A 19,307-nucleotide genomic window follows, 5' to 3' on the forward strand; every position below is an offset into this window, starting at 1 on the left:
TCATCAGACGATTGAATAGAAATCGGCAGTAGTACGATAGTTCAGGAAAAAAATGCATTTTTCACAGTTTTTTTACAAGTCGAAGCTTCGCACACTGTCAGATTTATTCCACAACATCGGCAGAATCTTTACTAAATGTGCCGGACTGCCGCTGGTCCAGAACTGTGCAGGCTGCGCCGGGCCGTGGGCCAGCAGGTCCCGTTCACCCAGCAAACGCTGGAGTTGCCGGGCCACGGCAGCGCCGGTATCGATGATGGCCACGGCCGGCGGCACCATGTGCGCCAGCAGCGGTTTCAGGAAGGGGTAATGGGTGCAGCCCAGGATCAGGGTGTCGCAGCCGGCGGCCAGCAGCGGCTCGACATAGCCCTGCAGCAACTGGCGCAGCGCGGGGCTGTCCAGGTCGCCCGCCTCGATCAGTTCCACCAGCCCCGGGCACGGCTGGGTAACTACACGAACGTCGCTGGCAAAGCGATCCAGCAACGCGGCGAACTTGGCGCTCTGCAGGGTGCCGGTGGTTGCCAGCACCCCTACCACGCCACTGCGGGTGGCCGCTGCCGCCGGCTTTACCGCCGGCTCCATGCCCACCAGCGGCCAGTGCGGGTAGCGCTCGCGCAGATCGGCCACCGCCGCCACGGTGGCGGTGTTGCAGGCCAGCACCATGGCCTTGGCGCCCTGCTGCTGAAAGAATTCGGCTACCAGGCGGCAGCGCTGGCGGATGAACTCGGGCGACTTCTCGCCATAGGGAATATGCCCACAGTCCGCCACATACAGCAGCGACTCGTCGGGCAGCAGGCGGCTGATTTCCGCCAGCACCGACAGCCCGCCCACGCCGGAATCGAACACCCCGACCGGCGCTTCACGCATGGCCGGCGCCACACACGCTGCAGGCCGGGTCGCGCTTGACCCGCAGCTCGCGAAACCGCGTTCCCAGGGCATCGACGAGCAGCAGGCGACCCACCAGCGGCTCGCCAAACCCGGCCAGCAGCTTCAAGGCCTCCAGCGCCTGCAGGCTGCCCACCAGGCCTACCAGCGGGCCGAGCACACCGGCTTCGCTGCAGGTCAGCTCGGCTTCGCTGCCATGCCCGTACAGGCAGTGGTAGCAGGGGCTGAGCGGGTTGCGCGGGTCGAACACCGACAGCTGGCCTTCCAGGCGAATGGCCGCACCGCTGACCAGCGGCTTGCCGGCCGCGACGCAGGCTGCGTTCACCGCCTCGCGGGTGGCAAAGTTGTCACAGCAGTCCAGTACCAGGTCGACCGCCCCCACCGCCTGGGCCAGGGAATCTTCATCCAGGGCCTGGCGATGGGCAACCAGGGCGACCTGCGGGTTGATCGCCTGCAGCCGGGCCATGGCCGAATCGACCTTGCTCAGGCCCACGGCGGCCGTGTCGTGCATCACCTGGCGTTGCAGGTTGGTCAGGTCGACCGTGTCGAAGTCGGCCAGGTGCAGCTCGCCGACACCGGCCGCCGCCAGGTACAGCGCCACCGGCGAACCCAGGCCGCCCAGGCCGACGATCAGTGCCCGGCTGCCCTTGAGACGCAACTGCCCGTCGATATCCACCTGGGCCAACAGGATCTGCCGGCTGTAGCGCAACAGCTCCTCGTCGTTCAGCATGCCAGGCGCCCGAGGCTGATGCGCTCATGGCCGCCAAGGTCGGTGCGGCTCTGGATCTGCTCGAACCCGTGTCGCGCCAGCAGTTCGCGCACCGCTGCAGCCTGGTCATAGCCATGTTCCAGCAGCAGCCAGCCGCCGGGCAGCAGGTGCTGCGGGGCCTGTGTGATGATCTGGCGCAGGTCGTCGAGCCCGTCGCTGCCGGCCACCAGCGCACTGCTGGGCTCGAAGCGCAAGTCGCCGGCCGCCAGGTGCGGGTCCTGCTCGGCGATGTAGGGCGGATTGCTGACGATCAGCGCAAAGCGCTGCCCTGGCAGGGCGTCGAACCAGTGGCTGGCAAGCACCTTGGCGTTGTCCAGCTGCAAACGCTGGCGGTTGCGCTCGGCCAGGGCCACGGCTTCTGGCACCCGGTCGACGGCCGTCACCTGCCAGCCGCCGCGCTCGCTGGCCAGGGCCAGGGCGATGGCGCCGCTGCCGGTGCCCAGGTCGAGCACCTGCAATGGCGTTGCCGGTAGCAGCTCAAGGGCGACCTCCACCAGCAGCTCGGTGTCCGGCCGCGGGATCAGCGTGTGCGGGGCCACTTCCAGGTCAAGCTTCCAGAAGCCCTGCTGGCCGAGGATATAGGCCACCGGCTCGCCTTGGCTGCGCCGCTGCAGGTAGGTGGCGAAGGTCGCGGCCGCTTCGCTGCTGACGATGCGCTCGGGCCAGGTGTGCAGGTAGCTGCGCGATTTGCCGATGGCCGCAGCCAGCAGCAGCTCGATATCCAGGCGCGCGGTGGGCGAGTCGGGTAGCTGCGCCCCGCGCAGCAGGCTGGCAATGATGGTCATTTACTCACCCAGTGCGGCCAGTTGATCGGCCTGGTATTCGGACAGCAGCGGCTCGATGATCGCATCGACGCCGCCCGCCAGTACTTCATCCAGCGAATACAGGGTCAGGTTGATGCGGTGATCGGTCACCCGGCCCTGTGGATAGTTGTAGGTACGGATACGCTCGGAGCGGTCACCCGAGCCCACCAGCAGCTTGCGCTCGCTGGCGATCGCGTTCTGCGCGGCACTGGTCTGCATGTCGTTGAGCCTGGCCGACAGCCAGGACATCGCACGGGCGCGGTTCTTGTGCTGCGAGCGCTCTTCCTGGCATTCGACCACGATGCCGGTGGGCAAGTGGGTGATGCGGATGGCCGAGTCGGTCTTGTTCACGTGCTGGCCGCCCGCGCCGGAGGAGCGGTAGGTGTCCACCCGCAGGTCGGCCGGGTTGATCTCGATGGCCACCTGCTCGTCGGGCTCGGGCAGCACCGCCACGGTGCACGCGGAGGTGTGGATGCGGCCCTGGGACTCGGTTTCCGGCACCCGCTGCACGCGGTGTGCGCCAGACTCGAACTTGAGCTTGCCGTACACGCTGTCGCCCTCGACGCGGGCGATGATTTCCTTGTAGCCGCCGTGCTCGCCCTCGTTCTCGGAGAGGATTTCCAGGCGCCAGCCGCGACGCTCGGCATAACGCGAGTACATGCGGAACAGGTCGCCGGAGAAGATCGCCGCCTCGTCGCCACCCGTGCCGGCACGGATCTCGAGGAACACGTTGCGCCCGTCGTTGGGGTCCTTGGGCAGCAGCATGCGTTGCAGTTGCCCTTCGATAGCGGCCAGTTGCTCCTTGGCCTCGCGCACTTCCTCGACCGCCATTTCGCGCAGGTCCGGGTCGCTGTCCTTGAGCAAGGCCTGGGCGCCCTCCAGGTCAGCCTGCACCTTGCGCCACTGCGCGTAGGTCTGTGCCACGGGCTCGACCTCGGCATATTCGCGCGAGTAGGCACGAAAGCGCGTCTGGTCCGAAATCACTTCGGCGTCACCCAGCAGGGCGGTCAATTCCTCGAAACGGTCCTGGAGCGTGTCCAGTTTATTCAGCAGCGACGCTTTCATTGCGGGGTTTTATCCGTGGAGCCCTCGTTGAGGGCAAAGAGTTCCTGGGCCATGGCCAGCGCATCGAGGCGGCCTTCGGCAGACAGCTTTTTCAGTTGCACGCTCGGCGCGTGCAGCAACTTGTTGGTCAGCCCGCGGGCCAGCTGCGCCAGCACCTCTTCGGCGTTGCTGCCGTTGGCCAGCAGGCGCTGGGCCTTTTGCAGCTCTTCGTCGCGCAGGCGCTCGCTCTGCTGGCGGTAGGCCTTGAGCACATCCACCGCAGCCAGCTCGCGCAGGCGCAGCATGAAGTCCTCGGCGCCCACGGTGACCAGCTCTTCGGCGGCCTGGGCGGCGCCCTGGCGGCTCTTGAGGTTTTCGGCCACCACATCGTGCAGGTCGTCGACGGTGTACAGGTACACGTCGTCCAGCTCGCCCACCTGCGCCTCGATGTCGCGGGGCACGGCGATGTCGACCATGAAGATCGGCTTGTGCCGACGCTGCTTGAGCGCACTCTCGACCGCGCCCTTGCCCAGGATCGGCAACTGGCTGGCGGTGGAACTGATCACGATATCGCTGTTGACCAGCTCCTGCGGGATGTCCGACAGCAGCACCGCATGGGCACCGAACTGCTCGGCCAGGGTGCTGGCGCGCTCCAGCGTGCGGTTGGCCACCACGATGCGGCGCACGCCCTGCTCGTGCAGGTGTCGCGCCACCAGCGTGATGGTTTCGCCGGCACCGATCAGCAGGGCCTGGCTGCGGCCCAGGTCGCTGAAGATCTGCTTGGCCAGGCTCACGGCGGCAAATGCCACCGACACCGGGTTTTCACCGATGGCGGTATCGGTACGCACCTGCTTGGCGGCGCTGAAGGTCGCCTGGAACAGGCGCCCCAGCAGCGGGCCGATGGTGCCGGCCTCGCGCGCCACGGCATAGGCCGATTTCATCTGGCCGAGGATCTGCGGCTCGCCCAGCACCAGCGAGTCGAGCCCGGAGGCCACCCGCATCATGTGCCGCACGGCGCCATCATCTTCATGGATATAGGCGCAGGCGCGCAGTTCATCCAGGCTCAGCTTGTGATAATCGGCCAGCCAGCGCAGTACGCTGTCCGCCGCCAGGTGATCCTGTTCGATGTACAGTTCGCTGCGATTGCAGGTCGAAAGGATCGCAGCTTCGCGGCTGGCGGTCAGTCGACACAGCTGCTGCAAGGCTTCGACCAGCTGCTCGGGCGTAAACGCCACGCGCTCGCGTACGTCTACCGAGGCAGTCTTATGGTTGATACCGAGGGCAAGAAAGGCCATTCAAGGTCGCTGATTGTGACGAGAAGCCGATAATTGTCCTACTTCGCCGGATAGAGAACAACCACCGCTCGTTATTGTCTCTTATAGTCTGTATCCAAAAGCCCCATCGACGATGGGTTTGCCATGATCCTTGTGTCATGATGATCCGACCGCAGGTAAGCCGCCCAAATCCTCCCTATGAATAGATCTTCCGCGTTATTCCTCGCCTTTGCCTTGCTCCAGGGTTGCCAGACGCTGACCCCGGGCGCCCGGGACGCCACGGCGCCTGCCGACGATGCGGCCACGGTCGCCGAGGCCAAGAAGCCCACGGTGTACGGCTCGTTCACCCAGGACACGGTGTACAGCCTGTTGACCGCCGAGCTCGCCGGGCAGCGCAACCGCTTCGATATCGCCCTGGACAACTACGTCACCCAGGCGATCAAGACCCAGGACGCGGGCATTTCCGAGCGGGCATTTCGCATTGCCGAGTACCTGGGCGCCGATCAGGCCGCCCTCGATACCGCACTGATATGGGCCAGGAACGACCCCGAGAACCTCGACGCACAACGCGCCGCCGCCATCCAGCTGGCGCGCAGCGGACGCTATGACGATTCGATGGTGTTCATGGAGAAGGTGCTGCAGGGTCAGGGCGACACGCATTTCGACTTTCTCGCGCTGTCGGCGGCCGAAACCGACCAGGACACCCGCGACGGCCTGCAGAAAAGTTTCGACCGCCTGCTGGTAAAGTACCCCGACAACAGCCAGCTGGTGTTCGGCAAGGCCCTGCTGCTACAGCAGGACGGCAAGTCCGAGGCCGCCCTGGCGCTGCTCGAAGCCCACCCGCCGGCCGACGGTGAAATTGCCCCGATCCTGTTGCGTGCGCGCCTGCTGCAATCGCTCGACCGTGGCCCCGAAGCCCTGCCGCTGCTGCGCAAGGCCATCGCCCGCAACCCCGACGACAAGCGCCTGCGCCTGACTTACGCACGCACCCTGGTGGAGCAGGACCGCATCGACGACGCCAAGGTCGAGTTCGCCAACCTGCTGCAGCAATACCCCGAAGACGACGAACTGCGCTATTCGCTGGCGCTGGTGAGCATCGAGGCCAAGGCGCTCGACGAAGCCACCAGCTACCTGCAGGAACTGATCGAGCGCGACAGCCACGTGGATGCGGCGCACCTGAACCTGGGACGCATCTTCGAAGAGCGCAACGATTCGGAAGCGGCCCTGACCGAGTACGCCCTGGTCGGCCCTGGCAACGACTACCTGCCCGCGCAACTGCGCCAGGCCGACATCCTGATTGCCAACGGGCGCACCGACGAGGCCAGCCGGCGCCTTGCCGAAGCCCGCGAGGCGCAGCCGGACTACGCGATCCAGCTGTACCTGATCGAGGCCGAAACCCTTGGCAACAATGACAAGGACGCCCAGGCCATGCAGGTGTTGCAGGCAGCGATCCGGCAGTACCCGGACGACCTGAGCCTGCTGTACAGCCGTGCCATGCTCGCCGAGAAGCGCGACGACCTGGCCCAGATGGAAAGGGACCTGCGCAGCATCCTGCAACGCGAACCGGAAAACGCCATGGCGCTCAATGCGCTGGGCTACACCCTGGCCGACCGTACCACCCGCTATGCCGAAGCCAAGGGCCTGATCGAGAAAGCCCTGCAGATCAACCCCGAAGACCCGGCCGTGCTCGACAGCCTGGGCTGGGTCAACTACCGCATGGGCAACCTGGACGAGGCCGAGCGCCTGCTGCGCCAGGCCCTGGAGCGCTTCCCCGACCACGAGGTCGCGGCGCACCTGGGCGAAGTGCTGTGGGCCAACGGCAAGCGTCGTGAAGCCCGCCAGGTTTGGGCCAAGGCCTTCGAAGGCCAGCCCGACAGCCCTATTCTGCGCAAGACCGTCTTGCGCCTGACCGGATCCGAGACTCTATAAGCTTATGTTACTGCGCCATTTCATCACCTTCAGCCTGATCGCCGTGCTTGCCGGCTGTTCCAGCTTCGGCTCCCGCGAGGCCGTGCAGGGCCAGGGCAACGCGCAACTGTGGCGTGAACACAAACAGCAGTTGAGCACCCTCGACGGCTGGCAGATCAACGGCAAGGTGGGCATCCGCGCACCGAAAGACTCCGGCAGTGGCACCCTCTTCTGGCTGCAACGCCAGGACTACTACGACATTCGCCTGTCCGGCCCGCTGGGTCGCGGCGCCGCACGGCTTACCGGCCGTCCGGGCCAGGTGGTGCTGGAAGTGGCCAACCAGGGCCGTTTCGAGGCACAAAGCCCGGAAAGCCTGCTGGCCGAGCAACTGGGCTGGGAACTGCCGGTATCGCACCTGGTGTGGTGGGTACGCGGCCTGCCCGCCCCCGACAGCAAGAGCCAGCTGACCCTGGACGGCGACAGCCGCCTGGCCAGCCTCAAGCAGGACGGCTGGAGCGTCGAGTACCTGAGCTACACCGAACAGAACGGCTACTGGCTGCCCGAGCGCCTCAAGCTGCACGGCCAGGACCTCGACGTGACCGTGGTGGTCAAGGAATGGCAACCGCGCCAGCTGGGGCATTGATGATGAGCCGATTGACCCTGCCGGCCCCGGCCAAGCTCAACCTGATGCTGCACATTCTCGGCCGCCGCGACGACGGCTACCACGAGCTGCAGACGCTGTTCCAGTTTCTGGACCATGCCGACGAACTGAGTTTCGACCTGCGCGACGACGGCCAGGTCATCCTGCACAGCCACCTCAAGGATGTGCCCCACGAGAGCAACCTGATCGTGCGCGCGGCGCGCAAGCTGCAGCAACTGACCGGCTGCCCCCTGGGCGTGGACATCTACCTGAAGAAGGTACTGCCCATGGGCGGAGGCATCGGCGGTGGCAGTTCGGATGCCGCCACCACCCTGCTCGGTCTCAACCACCTCTGGCAGCTTGGCTGCAGCGAAGACCAGCTGGCCGAGCTGGGCCTGACACTGGGCGCCGACGTGCCGGTTTTCGTGCGCGGGCACGCGGCGTTTGCCGAAGGCGTGGGCGAGAAGCTCACCCCCGTCGACCCCGAGGAACCCTGGTACGTCGTGCTGGTACCGCAAGTATTTGTAAGTACAGCAGAAATTTTTTCGCATCCGTTGTTGACACGTAATTCACCGCCCATTAAGATGCGCCCCGTTCCCAAGGGAAACAGTCGTAATGACTGCCAACCGGTAGTAGAGCAGAGTTACCCGGAAGTACGTAACTCACTGAATTTACTAGGTAAATTCACGGATGCTAGGCTAACCGGAACTGGAAGTTGTGTGTTTGGGGCCTTCCCAAGCAAAGCTGAAGCTGATAAAGTTTTGGCCCTTCTTACAGAGACCCAAACAGGGTTTGTGGCTAAAGGAAGCAACATCTCAATGTTGCATCGCACGCTGCAAGGTCTGCTCTAGGAATCGAGTATCAGGTACTCGCAGCAACAGATACAGGGGCGTCGCCAAGCGGTAAGGCAGCAGGTTTTGATCCTGCCATGCGTTGGTTCGAATCCAGCCGCCCCTGCCATTTTCCTATACTCATCCAGGTATACCCTCAGCCTTCAGGTACTGCGCGTGTCCAAGATGATGGTCTTTACGGGGAACGCTAACCCCGATCTGGCTCGGCGTGTCGTACGTCAGCTGCATATCCCTCTCGGTGACGTCTCTGTCGGTAAGTTTTCCGACGGCGAAATCAGCACTGAGATAAATGAAAATGTTCGTGGTAAAGACGTTTTCATTATTCAGCCGACTTGCGCGCCAACCAACGATAACCTGATGGAACTGGTAGTGATGGCCGATGCCTTCCGCCGCTCCTCAGCGTCTCGAATCACTGCCGTGATTCCTTACTTCGGATATGCCCGCCAGGATCGCCGTCCGCGTTCGGCGCGTGTAGCTATCAGCGCCAAAGTGGTTGCCGACATGCTCACCGTCGTCGGGATCGACCGTGTTCTCACCGTCGACCTGCACGCTGACCAGATCCAGGGTTTCTTCGATATTCCGGTAGATAACATCTACGGCTCCCCCGTTCTGGTGGATGACATCGAAGACCAGCGTTTCGAGAACCTCATGATCGTGTCCCCGGACATCGGCGGCGTCGTGCGTGCACGTGCTGTTGCCAAGTCCCTGGGCGTCGATCTGGGTATCATCGACAAACGCCGCGAGAAGGCCAATCACTCCGAAGTGATGCACATCATCGGCGACGTCGAAGGACGTACGTGTATTCTCGTCGACGACATGGTCGACACCGCCGGCACCCTGTGCCACGCGGCCAAGGCCCTGAAAGAACACGGCGCGGCAAAGGTTTACGCCTACTGCACGCACCCTGTCCTGTCGGGTCGCGCGATCGAGAATATCGAAAACTCCGTGCTGGACGCACTGGTGGTGACCAACACCATCCCGCTGTCCGCTGCAGCACAAGCCTGTGACCGTATCCGTCAACTGGATATCGCACCGGTCGTGGCCGAAGCGGTTCGCCGCATCAGCAACGAAGAATCGATCAGCGCGATGTTCCGCTGAGGGCCTGGCCCTCGCGAGATCACGTTGACGTAAAGCGCCCCGCCCCAGCACTGGTTGTTGGGGCGGGGCTTTTTTGCCCTCCCCGGTTTGGCGCTGGTCGCAAACGCCGCCGGGGTCTGGCTATTTTGGAGAAACAACATGACTGATTTCACTCTGAACGCCCAAGCGCGTACCGACCTGGGGAAAGGTGCGAGCCGCCGCCTGCGTCGTCTCGCCGCCCAAATCCCTGCCGTTGTCTACGGTGGCGATAAAGAAGCGCAATCCCTGACCATCGTGGCCAAGGAAATTGCCAAGCTGTTCGAAAACGAAGCTGCCTTCAGCCACGTGATCGAACTGAACGTTGACGGCACCAAGCAGAACGTCATCGTCAAGGCCCTGCAGCGTCACCCAGCCAAGCAGTTCATCATGCACGCCGACTTCGTGCGCGTTGTTGCTGGCCAGAAACTGACCGCTATCGTTCCTGTGCACTTCGTCAACGAAGAAGCACCGGTCAAGAAAGGCGGCGAAATCTCCCACGTAGTGTCGGAGATCGAAGTTTCCTGCGAAGCCAAAGACCTGCCTGAGTTCATCGAAGTCGACCTGGCCAAGGCCGAAATCGGCACCATCATCCACCTGTCGGACCTCAAAGCTCCGAAAGGCGTAGAGTTCGTCGCTCTGGCCCACGGTGATGACAAGGCTGTTGCAAACGTTCACGCTCCGCGTGTTGCGCCTGAAGCAGAAGGCGCTGCCGAGTAATCCACTCGACACGCCGGCGTTGACCGGGTTGCAGCCCCGCGCTGCAACCCACAACTCCAAGGAAGAGCCCCTGACGTGACCGCCATCCAACTGATCGTCGGCCTGGGAAACCCCGGCCCCGAATACGAACAGACCCGGCATAACGCAGGGGCTCTTTTCGTGGAACGCATTGCCAGCGCCCAGCGCGTCAACCTGACCGCTGACCGCAAGTATTTCGGCCTGACGGCTAAATTCAGCCATCAGGGCCAGGACGTTCGTCTGCTGATCCCCACCACCTACATGAACCGCAGCGGCCAGGCCGTTGCTGCACTGGCGAACTTCTTCCGCATCCCGCCAGATGCCATCCTGGTGGCCCACGACGAACTCGACCTGCCCCCCGGCGTCGCCAAGCTCAAGAAAGGCGGCGGCCATGGCGGGCACAACGGCCTGCGCGACATCATCGCGCAGCTGGGCAACAACAAAGACTTTCACCGTCTGCGGCTTGGCATCGGCCACCCGGGTGACAGCACCAAGGTGTCCGGTTTTGTCCTTGGCAAGGCGCCCCGCGCCGAGCAGGAAAAACTCGATGCCAGTATCGATTTTGCCCTCGGCGTGCTGCCGGACATCCTCGCCGGCGATTGGACGCGTGCGATGAGAGAGCTGCACAGCCAAAAGGCCTGACTCCACGAAGAGGGATTCACCATGGGTTTCAATTGCGGCATCGTCGGCCTGCCCAACGTCGGCAAGTCCACCCTGTTCAACGCCTTGACCAAATCCGGCATCGCGGCAGAAAACTTCCCCTTCTGCACCATCGAGCCGAACAGCGGCATCGTGCCGATGCCCGACCCACGTCTGGATGCCCTGGCTGCGATCGTCAAGCCCAACCGCGTGCTGCCGACCACCATGGAGTTCGTCGACATCGCCGGCCTGGTGGCAGGTGCGTCCAAGGGTGAAGGCCTGGGCAACAAGTTCCTGGCCAACATCCGTGAAACCGATGCCATCGCCCACGTGGTCCGCTGCTTCGAAGACGAGAACGTGATTCACGTCTCCAACAGCGTCGACCCCAAGCGCGACATCGAGATCATCGACCTGGAACTGATCTTCGCCGACCTGGACAGCTGCGAGAAGCAACTGCAGAAGGTCGCGCGCAACGCCAAGGGCGGCGACAAGGATGCCCTGGCACAAAAGGCCATCCTCGAGAAGTTGATTGCGCACTTCACTGAAGGCAAGCCGGCGCGCAGCCTGATGAAGACCATGGCCGACGACGAGAAGGCGCTGGTACGCGGTTTCCACCTGCTGACCAGCAAGCCGGTGATGTACATCGCCAACGTTGCCGAAGACGGCTTCGAAGACAACCCGCACCTGGACGTGGTCAAGGCCATTGCCGAGGAAGAGGGCGCGATCGTGGTACCGGTCTGCAACAAGATCGAAGCCGAGATCGCCGAGCTGGACGACGGTGAAGAGAAGGACATGTTCCTCGAAGCCCTGGGCCTCGAAGAGCCAGGCCTGAACCGCGTGATCCGTGCCGGTTACTCGCTGCTCAACCTGCAGACCTACTTCACGGCCGGCGTGCAGGAAGTGCGGGCCTGGACCGTTCGCGTGGGTGCCACCGCGCCTCAGGCGGCCGGCGTGATCCACACCGACTTCGAAAAGGGCTTCATCCGTGCCGAAGTGGTCGCCTACGACGACTTCATCCAGTACAACGGTGAAAGCGGCGCGAAGGAAGCCGGCAAATGGCGTCTGGAAGGCAAGGACTACATCGTCAAGGATGGCGACGTGATGCACTTCCGCTTCAACGTCTAAGCCCCGAGCCGGGTCGCCACGACGCCCGACGCACACCAAACCCCTTGAGCGTTTACGCCTCAGGGGGTTTTGTTTTTACCGGTGTCGGTCACGCCTTCGGGTGACATGCCAAGACTTCCAGGCAAAAAGCCGGATAATGGCGGCCAATTCGTTTCGCACTTTCAGCACGGTATTCCCGCATGGAAATCAAGGTCAATTTTCTCGACAACCTTCGACTTGAAGCCAAGTTCGATGACTTCACGGTGGTGGCCGACCAACCCATCCGCTACAAGGGCGATGGTTCGGCACCCGGCCCGTTCGACTATTTCCTGGCCTCTTCGGCCCTGTGCGCGGCCTACTTCGTCAAGCTGTACTGCGAAACGCGCAACATCCCCACCGACAACATTCGCCTGTCGCAGAACAACATCGTCGACCCGGAAAACCGCTACAACCAGATCTTCAAGATCCAGGTCGAGCTGCCGGCCGACATCTCGGCCAAGGACCGCCAGGGCATCCTGCGTTCCATCGACCGCTGCACCGTGAAGAAGGTGGTGCAGACCGGTCCCGAGTTCGTGATCGAGGAAGTCGACAACCTCGATGCCGACGCCCAGGCCCTGCTGATGCTGGACGCCCAGGCGCAGACGCGCACCGTGATCGCCGGCAAGGACCTGCCGCTGGAACAGACCATCGCCAACATGTCGGGCATCCTCGCCAGGCTGGGGATGAAGATCGAGATCGCCTCGTGGCGCAACATCGTGCCCAACGTCTGGTCGCTGCACATCCGCGATGCGCATTCGCCCATGTGCTTCACCAACGGCAAGGGCGCAACCAAGGAAGGCGCACTGGCCTCGGCACTGGGCGAGTTCATCGAACGCCTGAACTGCAACTTCTTCTACAACGACCAGTTCTGGGGCGAAGACATTGCCAACGCCGACTTCGTGCACTACCCCGACGAGCGCTGGTTCAAGCCGGGCCGCAAGGACGCGCTGCCGGCCGAAATCCTCGACGCCCACTGCCGCGACATCTACAACCCCGACGGCGAACTGCGTGGCTCGCACCTGTACGACACCAACTCGGGCAACACCGAGCGTGGCATCTGCGCCCTGCCCTTCGTGCGCCAGTCCGATGGCGAGGTGGTGTACTTCCCGTCCAACCTGATCGAAAACCTGTACCTGAGCAACGGCATGAGCGCCGGCAACACGCTGGCCGAGGCGCAGGTGCAGTGCCTGTCGGAGATCTTCGAGCGCGCGGTCAAGCGCGAGATCCTCGAAGGCGAGCTGGCCCTGCCCGACGTGCCGCAGGACGTCATCGCCAAGTACCCCGGCATCCTCGCCGGCATCCAGGGCCTGGAGGCCCAGGGCTTCCCGGTGCTGGTCAAGGATGCGTCGCTGGGCGGTGAGTTCCCGGTAATGTGCGTGACCCTGATGAACCCGCGCACCGGCGGCGTGTTCGCCTCGTTCGGCGCGCACCCAAGCCTTGAAGTGGCGCTGGAGCGCAGCCTCACCGAGCTGCTGCAAGGGCGCAGCTTCGAGGGTCTGAATGACCTGCCGCAGCCGACCTTCGAAAGCCAGGCGGTGACCGAGCCGAACAACTTCGTCGAGCACTTCATCGACTCCAGCGGCGTGGTGTCGTGGCGCTTCTTCAGTGCCAGGGCCGACTTCGAGTTCGTCGAGTGGGACTTCTCCGGCCAGGGTGAAAACTCCAACGCCGAAGAAGCTGCCACCCTGTTCGGCATCCTCGAAGGCATGGACAAGGAAGTGTACATGGCGGTGTACGAGCACCTGGGTGCCACCGCCTGCCGCATCCTGGTACCGGGCTACTCGGAGATCTACCCGGTCGACGACCTGGTGTGGGACAACACCAACAAGGCGCTGCTGTTCCGTGCCGACATCCTCAACCTGCACCGCCTGGACGATGACGCCCTGCAAGCGCTGGTCGAGCGCCTAGAAGACAGCGAACTGGACGACTACACCGACATCACCACGCTGATCGGCATCGAGTTCGACGACAACACGGTGTGGGGTCAGTTGACCATCCTGGAGCTCAAGCTGCTGATTCACCTGGCGCTGGAGCGTTTCGAGGAGGCCAAGGAGCTGGTGGAGACCTTCCTGCAGTACAACGACAACACCGTCGAGCGCGGGTTGTTCTACCAGGCGTTGAACGTGGTGCTGGAGGTGGTGCTGGACGACGAGATGGCGCTTGAAGACTACGCCGTCAACTTCCGGCGCATGTTCGGGGACGAGCGCATGGATGCCGTACTGGGCTCGGTGGATGGCAGCGTGCGTTTCTACGGCCTGACCCCCACCAGCATGAAGCTCGAAGGTCTGGACCGTCACCTGCGCCTGATCGACAGCTACAAGAAGCTGCACGCGGCACGTGCCCGTGCGGTAGCGGGCACACGCTGATACAACGCCGATCCTGCAGGCCATGGCCTGCAGGATCGGCATTGCCAGGCTTGTTCGTTCGCCAACAGGTCGTGGTGGCGGCCAACAAGCCTCAAGCGATCACCCCAGCTCGTTGCGCAACAAGCGGGCAGCACTCACCATGTTCGCCAGCGCCGCCTCGGTTTCCGGCCAGCCGCGGGTCTTCAGGCCGCAGTCCGGGTTGACCCACAGGCGCTCGACCGGAATGCGCCGGGCAGCCTGGCGCAGCAGCTCGGCCATTTCCGAAGCCTCCGGCACCCGGGGCGAGTGGATGTCGTAAACCCCCGGGCCGATCTCGTTCGGGTAGTGGAAGGCTTCGAATGCCTCCAGCAGTTCCATGTCCGAACGCGAGGTTTCGAGGGTGATCACGTCGGCATCCATGGCGGCAATCGATTCGATCACATCGTTGAACTCGCTGTAGCACATGTGGGTGTGGATCTGGGTTTCGTCGCGCACGCCCGAGGCGCACAGGCGAAACACTTCGGTAGCCCAGTCCAGGTACTGCTGCCACTGCGCCCGGCGCAGCGGCAGGCCCTCGCGAAACGCCGCCTCGTCGATCTGCACGATCTTGATGCCGGCCGCCTCCAGGTCCACCACTTCATCGCGGATGGCCAGCGCCAGTTGTCGCGCCTGCACCTCGCGCGACACATCTTCACGCGGGAACGACCACATCAGCAGGGTCACCGGCCCTGTCAGCATGCCCTTCATCACCTTGTCGGTCAGGCCCTGTGCGTAGCGGATCCACTCCACCGTCATGGCATGCGGTCGACTCAGGTCGCCGAAGATCACCGCCGGTTTCACACAGCGCGAACCGTAGCTCTGCACCCAGCCGAAGCGGGTGAACACGTACCCATCGAGCTGCTCGGCAAAGTACTCGACCATGTCGTTGCGCTCGGCTTCACCGTGCACCAGCACGTCCAGGCCCAGGCGCTCCTGCACCTGCACGGCGTGGCGAATCTCGCTGTGCATCGCCTCCACGTATTGGCCCTCGCTCAGCTTGCCCTGCCTGAACGACTGGCGTGCCAGGCGAATGGAACCGGTCTGCGGGAACGAACCGATAGTGGTGGTCGGCAACAGCGGCAGGTTCAGGCGGGCACGCTGGCGGGCAATGCGCGTGGCAAAGGGCGAGTGGCGCTGGCTGTCCTTCTCGCTGATGGCTGCCACACGGGCCTGCACCGCCGGCTTGTGGATGCGCGTGGAGGCAGCGCGGCTGGCCTGCACTGCACGGCTGCGGGCCAGGGCCTGCACCACCGGGGCCGCCTCGGGCTGGTCGAGGGCATGGGCCAGGAGCGCGACTTCCTCGCACTTCTGCACGGCAAAGGCCAGCCAGCTCTTGAGCTCGGCATCGAGGGCGTCTTCACGGCCCAGGTCTACCGGGCTGTGCAGCAGCGAGCACGACGGCGCCACCCACAGACGCTCGCCCAGGCGTTCATGGGCGTGCTGCAGCACGGCCAGGGCCTTGTCCAGGTCGCAGCGCCACACGTTGCGGCCGTTGACCACACCCAGCGACAGCACCTTGTAGGCCGGCAGGCGGTCGAGAATGGTCGGGTACTGCTCGGGGGCGCGCACCAGGTCGATGTGCAATCCGTCGACCGGCAGGTTGGCCGCCAGCCCCAGGTTCTCCTCCAGGCCACCGAAGTAGGTGGCAACCAGCTTTTTCAGCGGGTCGCGCTGGATCAGGTTGTAGGCACGCTCGAAGGCGTTCTTCCACGCCTGCGGCAGGTCCAGCGCCAGGATCGGCTCGTCGATCTGCACCCACTCCACACCCTGTGCCGCCAGGCGCTGGAAAATCTCGCCGTACAGCGGCAGCAGGCGCTCGAGCAGCTCGAGCTTGTCGAAGTCGCCGCCCTTGGTCTTGCCCAGCCACAGGTAGGTCAGCGGGCCGATCACCACCGGCTTGACGTCGTGGCCCAGGGCCCTGGCCTCGGCCACTTCCTCGAACAATTGTTCCCAGCCCAGGCCGAACTGCTGGTCGGCGCTGAATTCAGGCACCAGGTAGTGGTAGTTGGTGTCGAACCACTTGGTCATCTCCTGGGCATGCGCACCACCACAACAGCTTTCGCTGACGCCACGCGCCATGCCGAACAGGGTCTGCAGGGTGGCCTTGCCGTGCTGCGGGCGAAAGCGCTCGGGCACCACGCCGAACATCAGCGAATGGGTCAGTACCTGGTCGTACCAGGCAAAATCGCCCACCGGCAGCAACTGGATGCCGGCCTGGCGCTGCAGGGCCCAGTGGGCCTTGCGCAGTTCGCTGCCCACAGCACGCAGGCCCGCCTCGTCCAGCTCGCCTTTCCAGAACGCTTCCTGCGCCTTTTTCAGTTCGCGGTCGCGACCGATACGGGGGAATCCGAGTGAGTGGGCCAATGCCATGACAATGCTCTCCTTAGGGGGTGATGCCAGCCATTGTCGGCAGGGCCGCAGAATGAGACAAACTCATTTAATTTCACATCAAATCAAGTTCTGCTCATGTAAAGACATCGACAGCGCTGCGCCTGGAGGCGCAACCGGCTGGCCGGCCAGGGTTGCGAGGCCCCTGATCTGCGCCTAAGGTCAAACGACCCCGAAGCGAGATGACGTCATGCCCAACGCCTCGAACCCCGCCGTACTTGCCCTGATCGGCAACACCCCGATGGTGCAGGTGAGCCGCTTCGATACCGGCCCCTGCACATTGTTCCTCAAACTCGAATCACAGAACCCCGGCGGCTCGATCAAGGACCGCATCGGCCTGGCCATGATCGATGCCGCCGAGCGCGACGGGCGCCTGCGCCCCGGCGGCACCATCGTCGAGGCCACCGCCGGCAACACCGGCCTGGGCCTGGCGCTGGTCGGGCGGGCCAAGGGCTACCGGGTGGTGCTGGTGGTGCCCGACAAGATGTCCACCGAGAAGGTGCTGCACCTCAAGGCCATGGGCGCCGAGGTGCACATCACCCGCTCCGACGTCGGCAAGGGCCACCCCGACTATTACCAGGACGTGGCCGCACGGCTGGCGGCGGACATCCCCGATGCGTTCTTCGCCGACCAGTTCAACAACCCCGCCAACCCGCTGGCCCACGAGACCAGCACCGCCCCGGAAATCTGGGCGCAGACCCAGCACGATGTGGACGCCATCGTGGTCGGCGTGGGCTCGGCCGGCACCCTTACCGGGCTGACCCGTTTCTTCAAGCGCGTGCAGCCGGGCCTGGCCATGGTGCTGGCCGACCCGGTGGGCTCGGTGATGGCCGAGTACAGCCGCAGCGGCACCCTGATCACGCCTGGGGCGTGGGCAGTGGAAGGCATCGGCGAGGACTTCGTGCCCTCGATCGCCGACCTCTCCAGCGTGCGCCAGGCCTACTCGATCAGCGACGAAGAAAGCTTCGAGCATGCGCGTCAGCTGCTGCGCGCCGAAGGCATTCCGGGCGGCTCCTCCACCGGCACCCTGCTGGCCGCCGCGCTGCGCTACTGCCGCGAGCAGACCGAACCCAAGCGGGTGGTCAGCTTTGTGTGCGACACCGGCACGCGCTACCTGTCCAAGGTCTACAACGACCAGTGGATGACCGACCAGGGCCTGCTGCAGCGCACCCGCTACGGCGACCTGCGCGACCTCATCGCGCGGCGCTTCGAGGATGGCCGGGTGATCAGCGTGCGCCCCGACGACACCCTGCTCACTGCCTTCCAGCGCATGCGCCTGGCCGACGTGTCGCAATTGCCGGTGCTGGTCGACGGCCAGCGCCTGGTGGGCGTGATCGATGAATCCGACATCCTGCTGGGCATGCACGAAGACCCGTCGCACTTCTCCCTGAGCGTGGCCAGCGCCATGACCGACCAGCTGGAAACCCTGCCGCCGTCTGCCAGCCTGGCGGCGCTGCAGGCCGAACTGGACCGTGGCCTGGTGGCGATCATTGCCGACGCCTCGGGCTTTCACGGCCTGATCACCCGTGTCGATATGCTTAACCACTTGCGCAGAGCACTCCCATGACCCAGCACGACAAGACCGCCTTCGCCACCCGCGTGATCCATGCAGGGCAATCGCCCGACCCGTCCACCGGCGCGCTGATGCCGCCGATCTATGCCAACTCCACCTACATCCAGCAGAGCCCCGGCGTGCACAAGGGCCTGGACTACGGGCGCTCGCACAACCCCACGCGCTGGGCACTGGAGCGCTGCGTGGCCGATCTGGAGGGCGGCACCCAGGCGTTCGCCTTCGCCTCCGGGCTGGCGGCGATCTCGGCGGTGCTCGAACTGCTGGATGCCGGCTCCCACATCGTTTCGGGCAATGACCTGTACGGCGGCACCTTCCGCCTGTTCGAACGGGTGCGTCGGCGCAGCGCCGGGCACCGCTTCAGCTTCGTCGACCTGTCCGACCTTGCCGCGTTCGAGGCAGCGTTGCAGGACGACACGCGCATGGTGTGCATCGAAACCCCGAGCAACCCGCTGCTGCGCCTGAGCGACCTGGCGGCCATCGCACGCCTCTGCCGCGCACGCGGCATCCTCTGCGTGGCCGACAACACCTTTGCCAGCCCATGGATCCAGCGCCCGCTGGAACTGGGTTTCGACATCGTGGTGCACTCGAGCACCAAGTACCTCAACGGGCATTCGGACGTGATCGGCGGCATTGCCGTGGTGGGTGACAACGCCGAGCTGGCCGAGCACCTGGGCTTCATACAGAACGCGGTGGGCGCCATCGCCGGCCCGTTCGATGCCTTCCTCACCTTGCGCGGGGTCAAGACCCTGGCCCTGCGCATGGAGCGCCACTGCAGCAATGCCCTGGCGCTGGCGCAGTGGCTCGAACAGCAACCGCAGGTGGCGCGTGTGTACTACCCCGGCTTGCCCTCGCACCCGCAGCACGCCCTGGCGCGCCAGCAGATGCACGGTTTTGGCGGGATGATCTCGCTCGACCTGGCTACCGACCTGGCCGGTGCCCGACGCTTCCTGGAGCAGGTACAGATCTTTGCCCTGGCCGAAAGCCTGGGCGGTGTGGAAAGCCTGATCGAGCACCCGGCGATCATGACCCATGCCACCATCCCCGAGCAGACGCGCGCGCAACTGGGCATTGGCGACGCCCTGGTGCGCCTGTCGGTAGGCGTGGAAGACCTCGATGACCTGCGCGCAGACCTGGCCCAGGCACTCGCACGTATCTGAC

Annotated in this window: 16 protein-coding genes and 1 tRNA gene; 11 read left to right on the forward strand and 6 right to left on the reverse strand. The window is 64.4% G+C overall.

Going from position 1 to position 19,307, the window contains the following annotated elements; genetic code table 11:
- Positions 1–72: 72 nt before the first annotated feature.
- The 5 genes from murI to hemA are packed head-to-tail and all read right to left on the reverse strand — an operon-like array spanning position 73 to position 4,793.
- Positions 73–864, reverse strand: coding sequence for a glutamate racemase (gene murI / locus DN388_RS06870; protein ID WP_043864474.1), 792 nt, complete (start codon positions 862–864; stop codon positions 73–75).
- Positions 857–1,612, reverse strand: a complete 756-nt coding sequence (locus tag DN388_RS06875) for a molybdopterin-synthase adenylyltransferase MoeB (RefSeq protein WP_078481516.1) — start codon at positions 1,610–1,612, stop codon at positions 857–859. The genes murI and DN388_RS06875 overlap by 8 nt, the downstream gene beginning before the upstream one ends.
- On the reverse strand, positions 1,606–2,436 hold the full coding sequence (gene prmC / locus DN388_RS06880) for a peptide chain release factor N(5)-glutamine methyltransferase (protein ID WP_254997931.1): 831 nt from the start codon (positions 2,434–2,436) through the stop codon (positions 1,606–1,608). The genes DN388_RS06875 and prmC overlap by 7 nt, the downstream gene beginning before the upstream one ends.
- Positions 2,437–3,519, reverse strand: a complete 1,083-nt coding sequence (gene prfA, locus DN388_RS06885) for a peptide chain release factor 1 (RefSeq protein WP_054916244.1) — start codon at positions 3,517–3,519, stop codon at positions 2,437–2,439. It abuts the gene before it with no gap.
- Positions 3,516–4,793 (reverse strand): glutamyl-tRNA reductase, encoded by a 1,278-nt coding sequence (gene hemA / locus DN388_RS06890; RefSeq protein WP_043864331.1) that lies wholly within the window; start codon positions 4,791–4,793, stop codon positions 3,516–3,518. The genes prfA and hemA overlap by 4 nt, the downstream gene beginning before the upstream one ends.
- A 177-nt stretch (positions 4,794–4,970) precedes the next feature.
- Here hemA and DN388_RS06895 point away from each other — a divergent pair, with 177 nt between their 5' ends.
- The 9 genes from DN388_RS06895 (at position 4,971) to DN388_RS06935 (ending at position 14,170) form a co-directional block, all read left to right on the forward strand.
- Positions 4,971–6,701 (forward strand): tetratricopeptide repeat protein, encoded by a 1,731-nt coding sequence (locus DN388_RS06895; protein ID WP_054916245.1) that lies wholly within the window; start codon positions 4,971–4,973, stop codon positions 6,699–6,701.
- Positions 6,702–6,705: 4 nt separating this feature from the next.
- Positions 6,706–7,323 carry a lipoprotein insertase outer membrane protein LolB gene (gene lolB, locus DN388_RS06900; protein WP_043864329.1) on the forward strand — a complete coding sequence of 206 codons (618 nt, stop codon included), beginning with the start codon at positions 6,706–6,708 and terminating at the stop codon, positions 7,321–7,323.
- A complete protein-coding gene (gene ispE, locus DN388_RS06905; RefSeq protein ID WP_254998175.1) occupies positions 7,323–8,171 on the forward strand; it encodes a 4-(cytidine 5'-diphospho)-2-C-methyl-D-erythritol kinase in 849 nt (282 codons plus the stop codon). Before lolB ends, ispE begins: the two co-directional genes overlap by 1 nt.
- A 34-nt stretch (positions 8,172–8,205) precedes the next feature.
- Positions 8,206–8,280: transfer RNA gene (locus DN388_RS06910), tRNA-Gln, on the forward strand.
- Positions 8,281–8,327: 47 nt separating this feature from the next.
- On the forward strand, positions 8,328–9,269 hold the full coding sequence (locus tag DN388_RS06915; RefSeq protein WP_010225730.1) for a ribose-phosphate pyrophosphokinase: 942 nt from the start codon (positions 8,328–8,330) through the stop codon (positions 9,267–9,269).
- Between the two features lie 138 nt (positions 9,270–9,407).
- Positions 9,408–10,004, forward strand: coding sequence for a 50S ribosomal protein L25/general stress protein Ctc (locus DN388_RS06920; RefSeq protein ID WP_043864327.1), 597 nt, complete (start codon positions 9,408–9,410; stop codon positions 10,002–10,004).
- 75 nt (positions 10,005–10,079) lie between these two features.
- Positions 10,080–10,664 carry an aminoacyl-tRNA hydrolase gene (pth, locus tag DN388_RS06925; protein ID WP_043864326.1) on the forward strand — a complete coding sequence of 195 codons (585 nt, stop codon included), beginning with the start codon at positions 10,080–10,082 and terminating at the stop codon, positions 10,662–10,664.
- Between the two features lie 21 nt (positions 10,665–10,685).
- The gene (ychF, locus tag DN388_RS06930; RefSeq protein WP_254997952.1) at positions 10,686–11,786 is read left to right on the forward strand and encodes a redox-regulated ATPase YchF; all 1,101 of its coding nucleotides are present in this window, start codon (positions 10,686–10,688) and stop codon (positions 11,784–11,786) included.
- Positions 11,787–11,965: 179 nt separating this feature from the next.
- Positions 11,966–14,170, forward strand: coding sequence for an OsmC domain/YcaO domain-containing protein (locus DN388_RS06935; RefSeq protein WP_058540633.1), 2,205 nt, complete (start codon positions 11,966–11,968; stop codon positions 14,168–14,170).
- A gap of 99 nt (positions 14,171–14,269) precedes the next feature.
- Here the strand turns inward: DN388_RS06935 and metE are convergent, their stop codons facing one another.
- Positions 14,270–16,558 carry a 5-methyltetrahydropteroyltriglutamate--homocysteine S-methyltransferase gene (gene metE, locus DN388_RS06940; RefSeq protein WP_254997957.1) on the reverse strand — a complete coding sequence of 763 codons (2,289 nt, stop codon included), beginning with the start codon at positions 16,556–16,558 and terminating at the stop codon, positions 14,270–14,272.
- Positions 16,559–16,766: 208 nt separating this feature from the next.
- Between metE and DN388_RS06945 the strand changes: the two genes are divergently transcribed.
- Both DN388_RS06945 and DN388_RS06950 read left to right on the forward strand, forming a co-directional pair.
- A complete protein-coding gene (locus tag DN388_RS06945; protein ID WP_043864322.1) occupies positions 16,767–18,143 on the forward strand; it encodes a cystathionine beta-synthase in 1,377 nt (458 codons plus the stop codon).
- On the forward strand, positions 18,140–19,306 hold the full coding sequence (locus DN388_RS06950) for a PLP-dependent aspartate aminotransferase family protein (protein ID WP_254997960.1): 1,167 nt from the start codon (positions 18,140–18,142) through the stop codon (positions 19,304–19,306). Before DN388_RS06945 ends, DN388_RS06950 begins: the two co-directional genes overlap by 4 nt.
- Position 19,307 lies beyond the last annotated feature (1 nt).

The sequence above is a fragment of the Pseudomonas sp. S12(2018) genome, from assembly GCF_024355235.1.
Lineage (GTDB): Bacteria > Pseudomonadota > Gammaproteobacteria > Pseudomonadales > Pseudomonadaceae > Aquipseudomonas > Aquipseudomonas palmensis.

Bases quoted from the DNA above. Each gene is read 5' to 3' on its own strand.
- hemA (WP_043864331.1), bottom strand. From the start codon at position 4,793: ATGGCCTTTCTTGCCCTCGGTATCAACCATAAGACTGCCTCGGTAGAC.
- lolB (WP_043864329.1), top strand. From the start codon at position 6,706: ATGTTACTGCGCCATTTCATCACCTTCAGCCTGATCGCCGTGCTTGCC.
- DN388_RS06875 (WP_078481516.1), bottom strand. From the start codon at position 1,612: ATGCTGAACGACGAGGAGCTGTTGCGCTACAGCCGGCAGATCCTGTTG.
- prfA (WP_054916244.1), bottom strand. From the start codon at position 3,519: ATGAAAGCGTCGCTGCTGAATAAACTGGACACGCTCCAGGACCGTTTC.
- ychF (WP_254997952.1), top strand. From the start codon at position 10,686: ATGGGTTTCAATTGCGGCATCGTCGGCCTGCCCAACGTCGGCAAGTCC.
- metE (WP_254997957.1), bottom strand. From the start codon at position 16,558: ATGGCATTGGCCCACTCACTCGGATTCCCCCGTATCGGTCGCGACCGC.
- prmC (WP_254997931.1), bottom strand. From the start codon at position 2,436: ATGACCATCATTGCCAGCCTGCTGCGCGGGGCGCAGCTACCCGACTCG.
- DN388_RS06920 (WP_043864327.1), top strand. From the start codon at position 9,408: ATGACTGATTTCACTCTGAACGCCCAAGCGCGTACCGACCTGGGGAAA.
- DN388_RS06935 (WP_058540633.1), top strand. From the start codon at position 11,966: ATGGAAATCAAGGTCAATTTTCTCGACAACCTTCGACTTGAAGCCAAG.
- murI (WP_043864474.1), bottom strand. From the start codon at position 864: ATGCGTGAAGCGCCGGTCGGGGTGTTCGATTCCGGCGTGGGCGGGCTG.
- DN388_RS06945 (WP_043864322.1), top strand. From the start codon at position 16,767: ATGCCCAACGCCTCGAACCCCGCCGTACTTGCCCTGATCGGCAACACC.
- DN388_RS06950 (WP_254997960.1), top strand. From the start codon at position 18,140: ATGACCCAGCACGACAAGACCGCCTTCGCCACCCGCGTGATCCATGCA.
- DN388_RS06895 (WP_054916245.1), top strand. From the start codon at position 4,971: ATGAATAGATCTTCCGCGTTATTCCTCGCCTTTGCCTTGCTCCAGGGT.
- ispE (WP_254998175.1), top strand. From the start codon at position 7,323: ATGATGAGCCGATTGACCCTGCCGGCCCCGGCCAAGCTCAACCTGATG.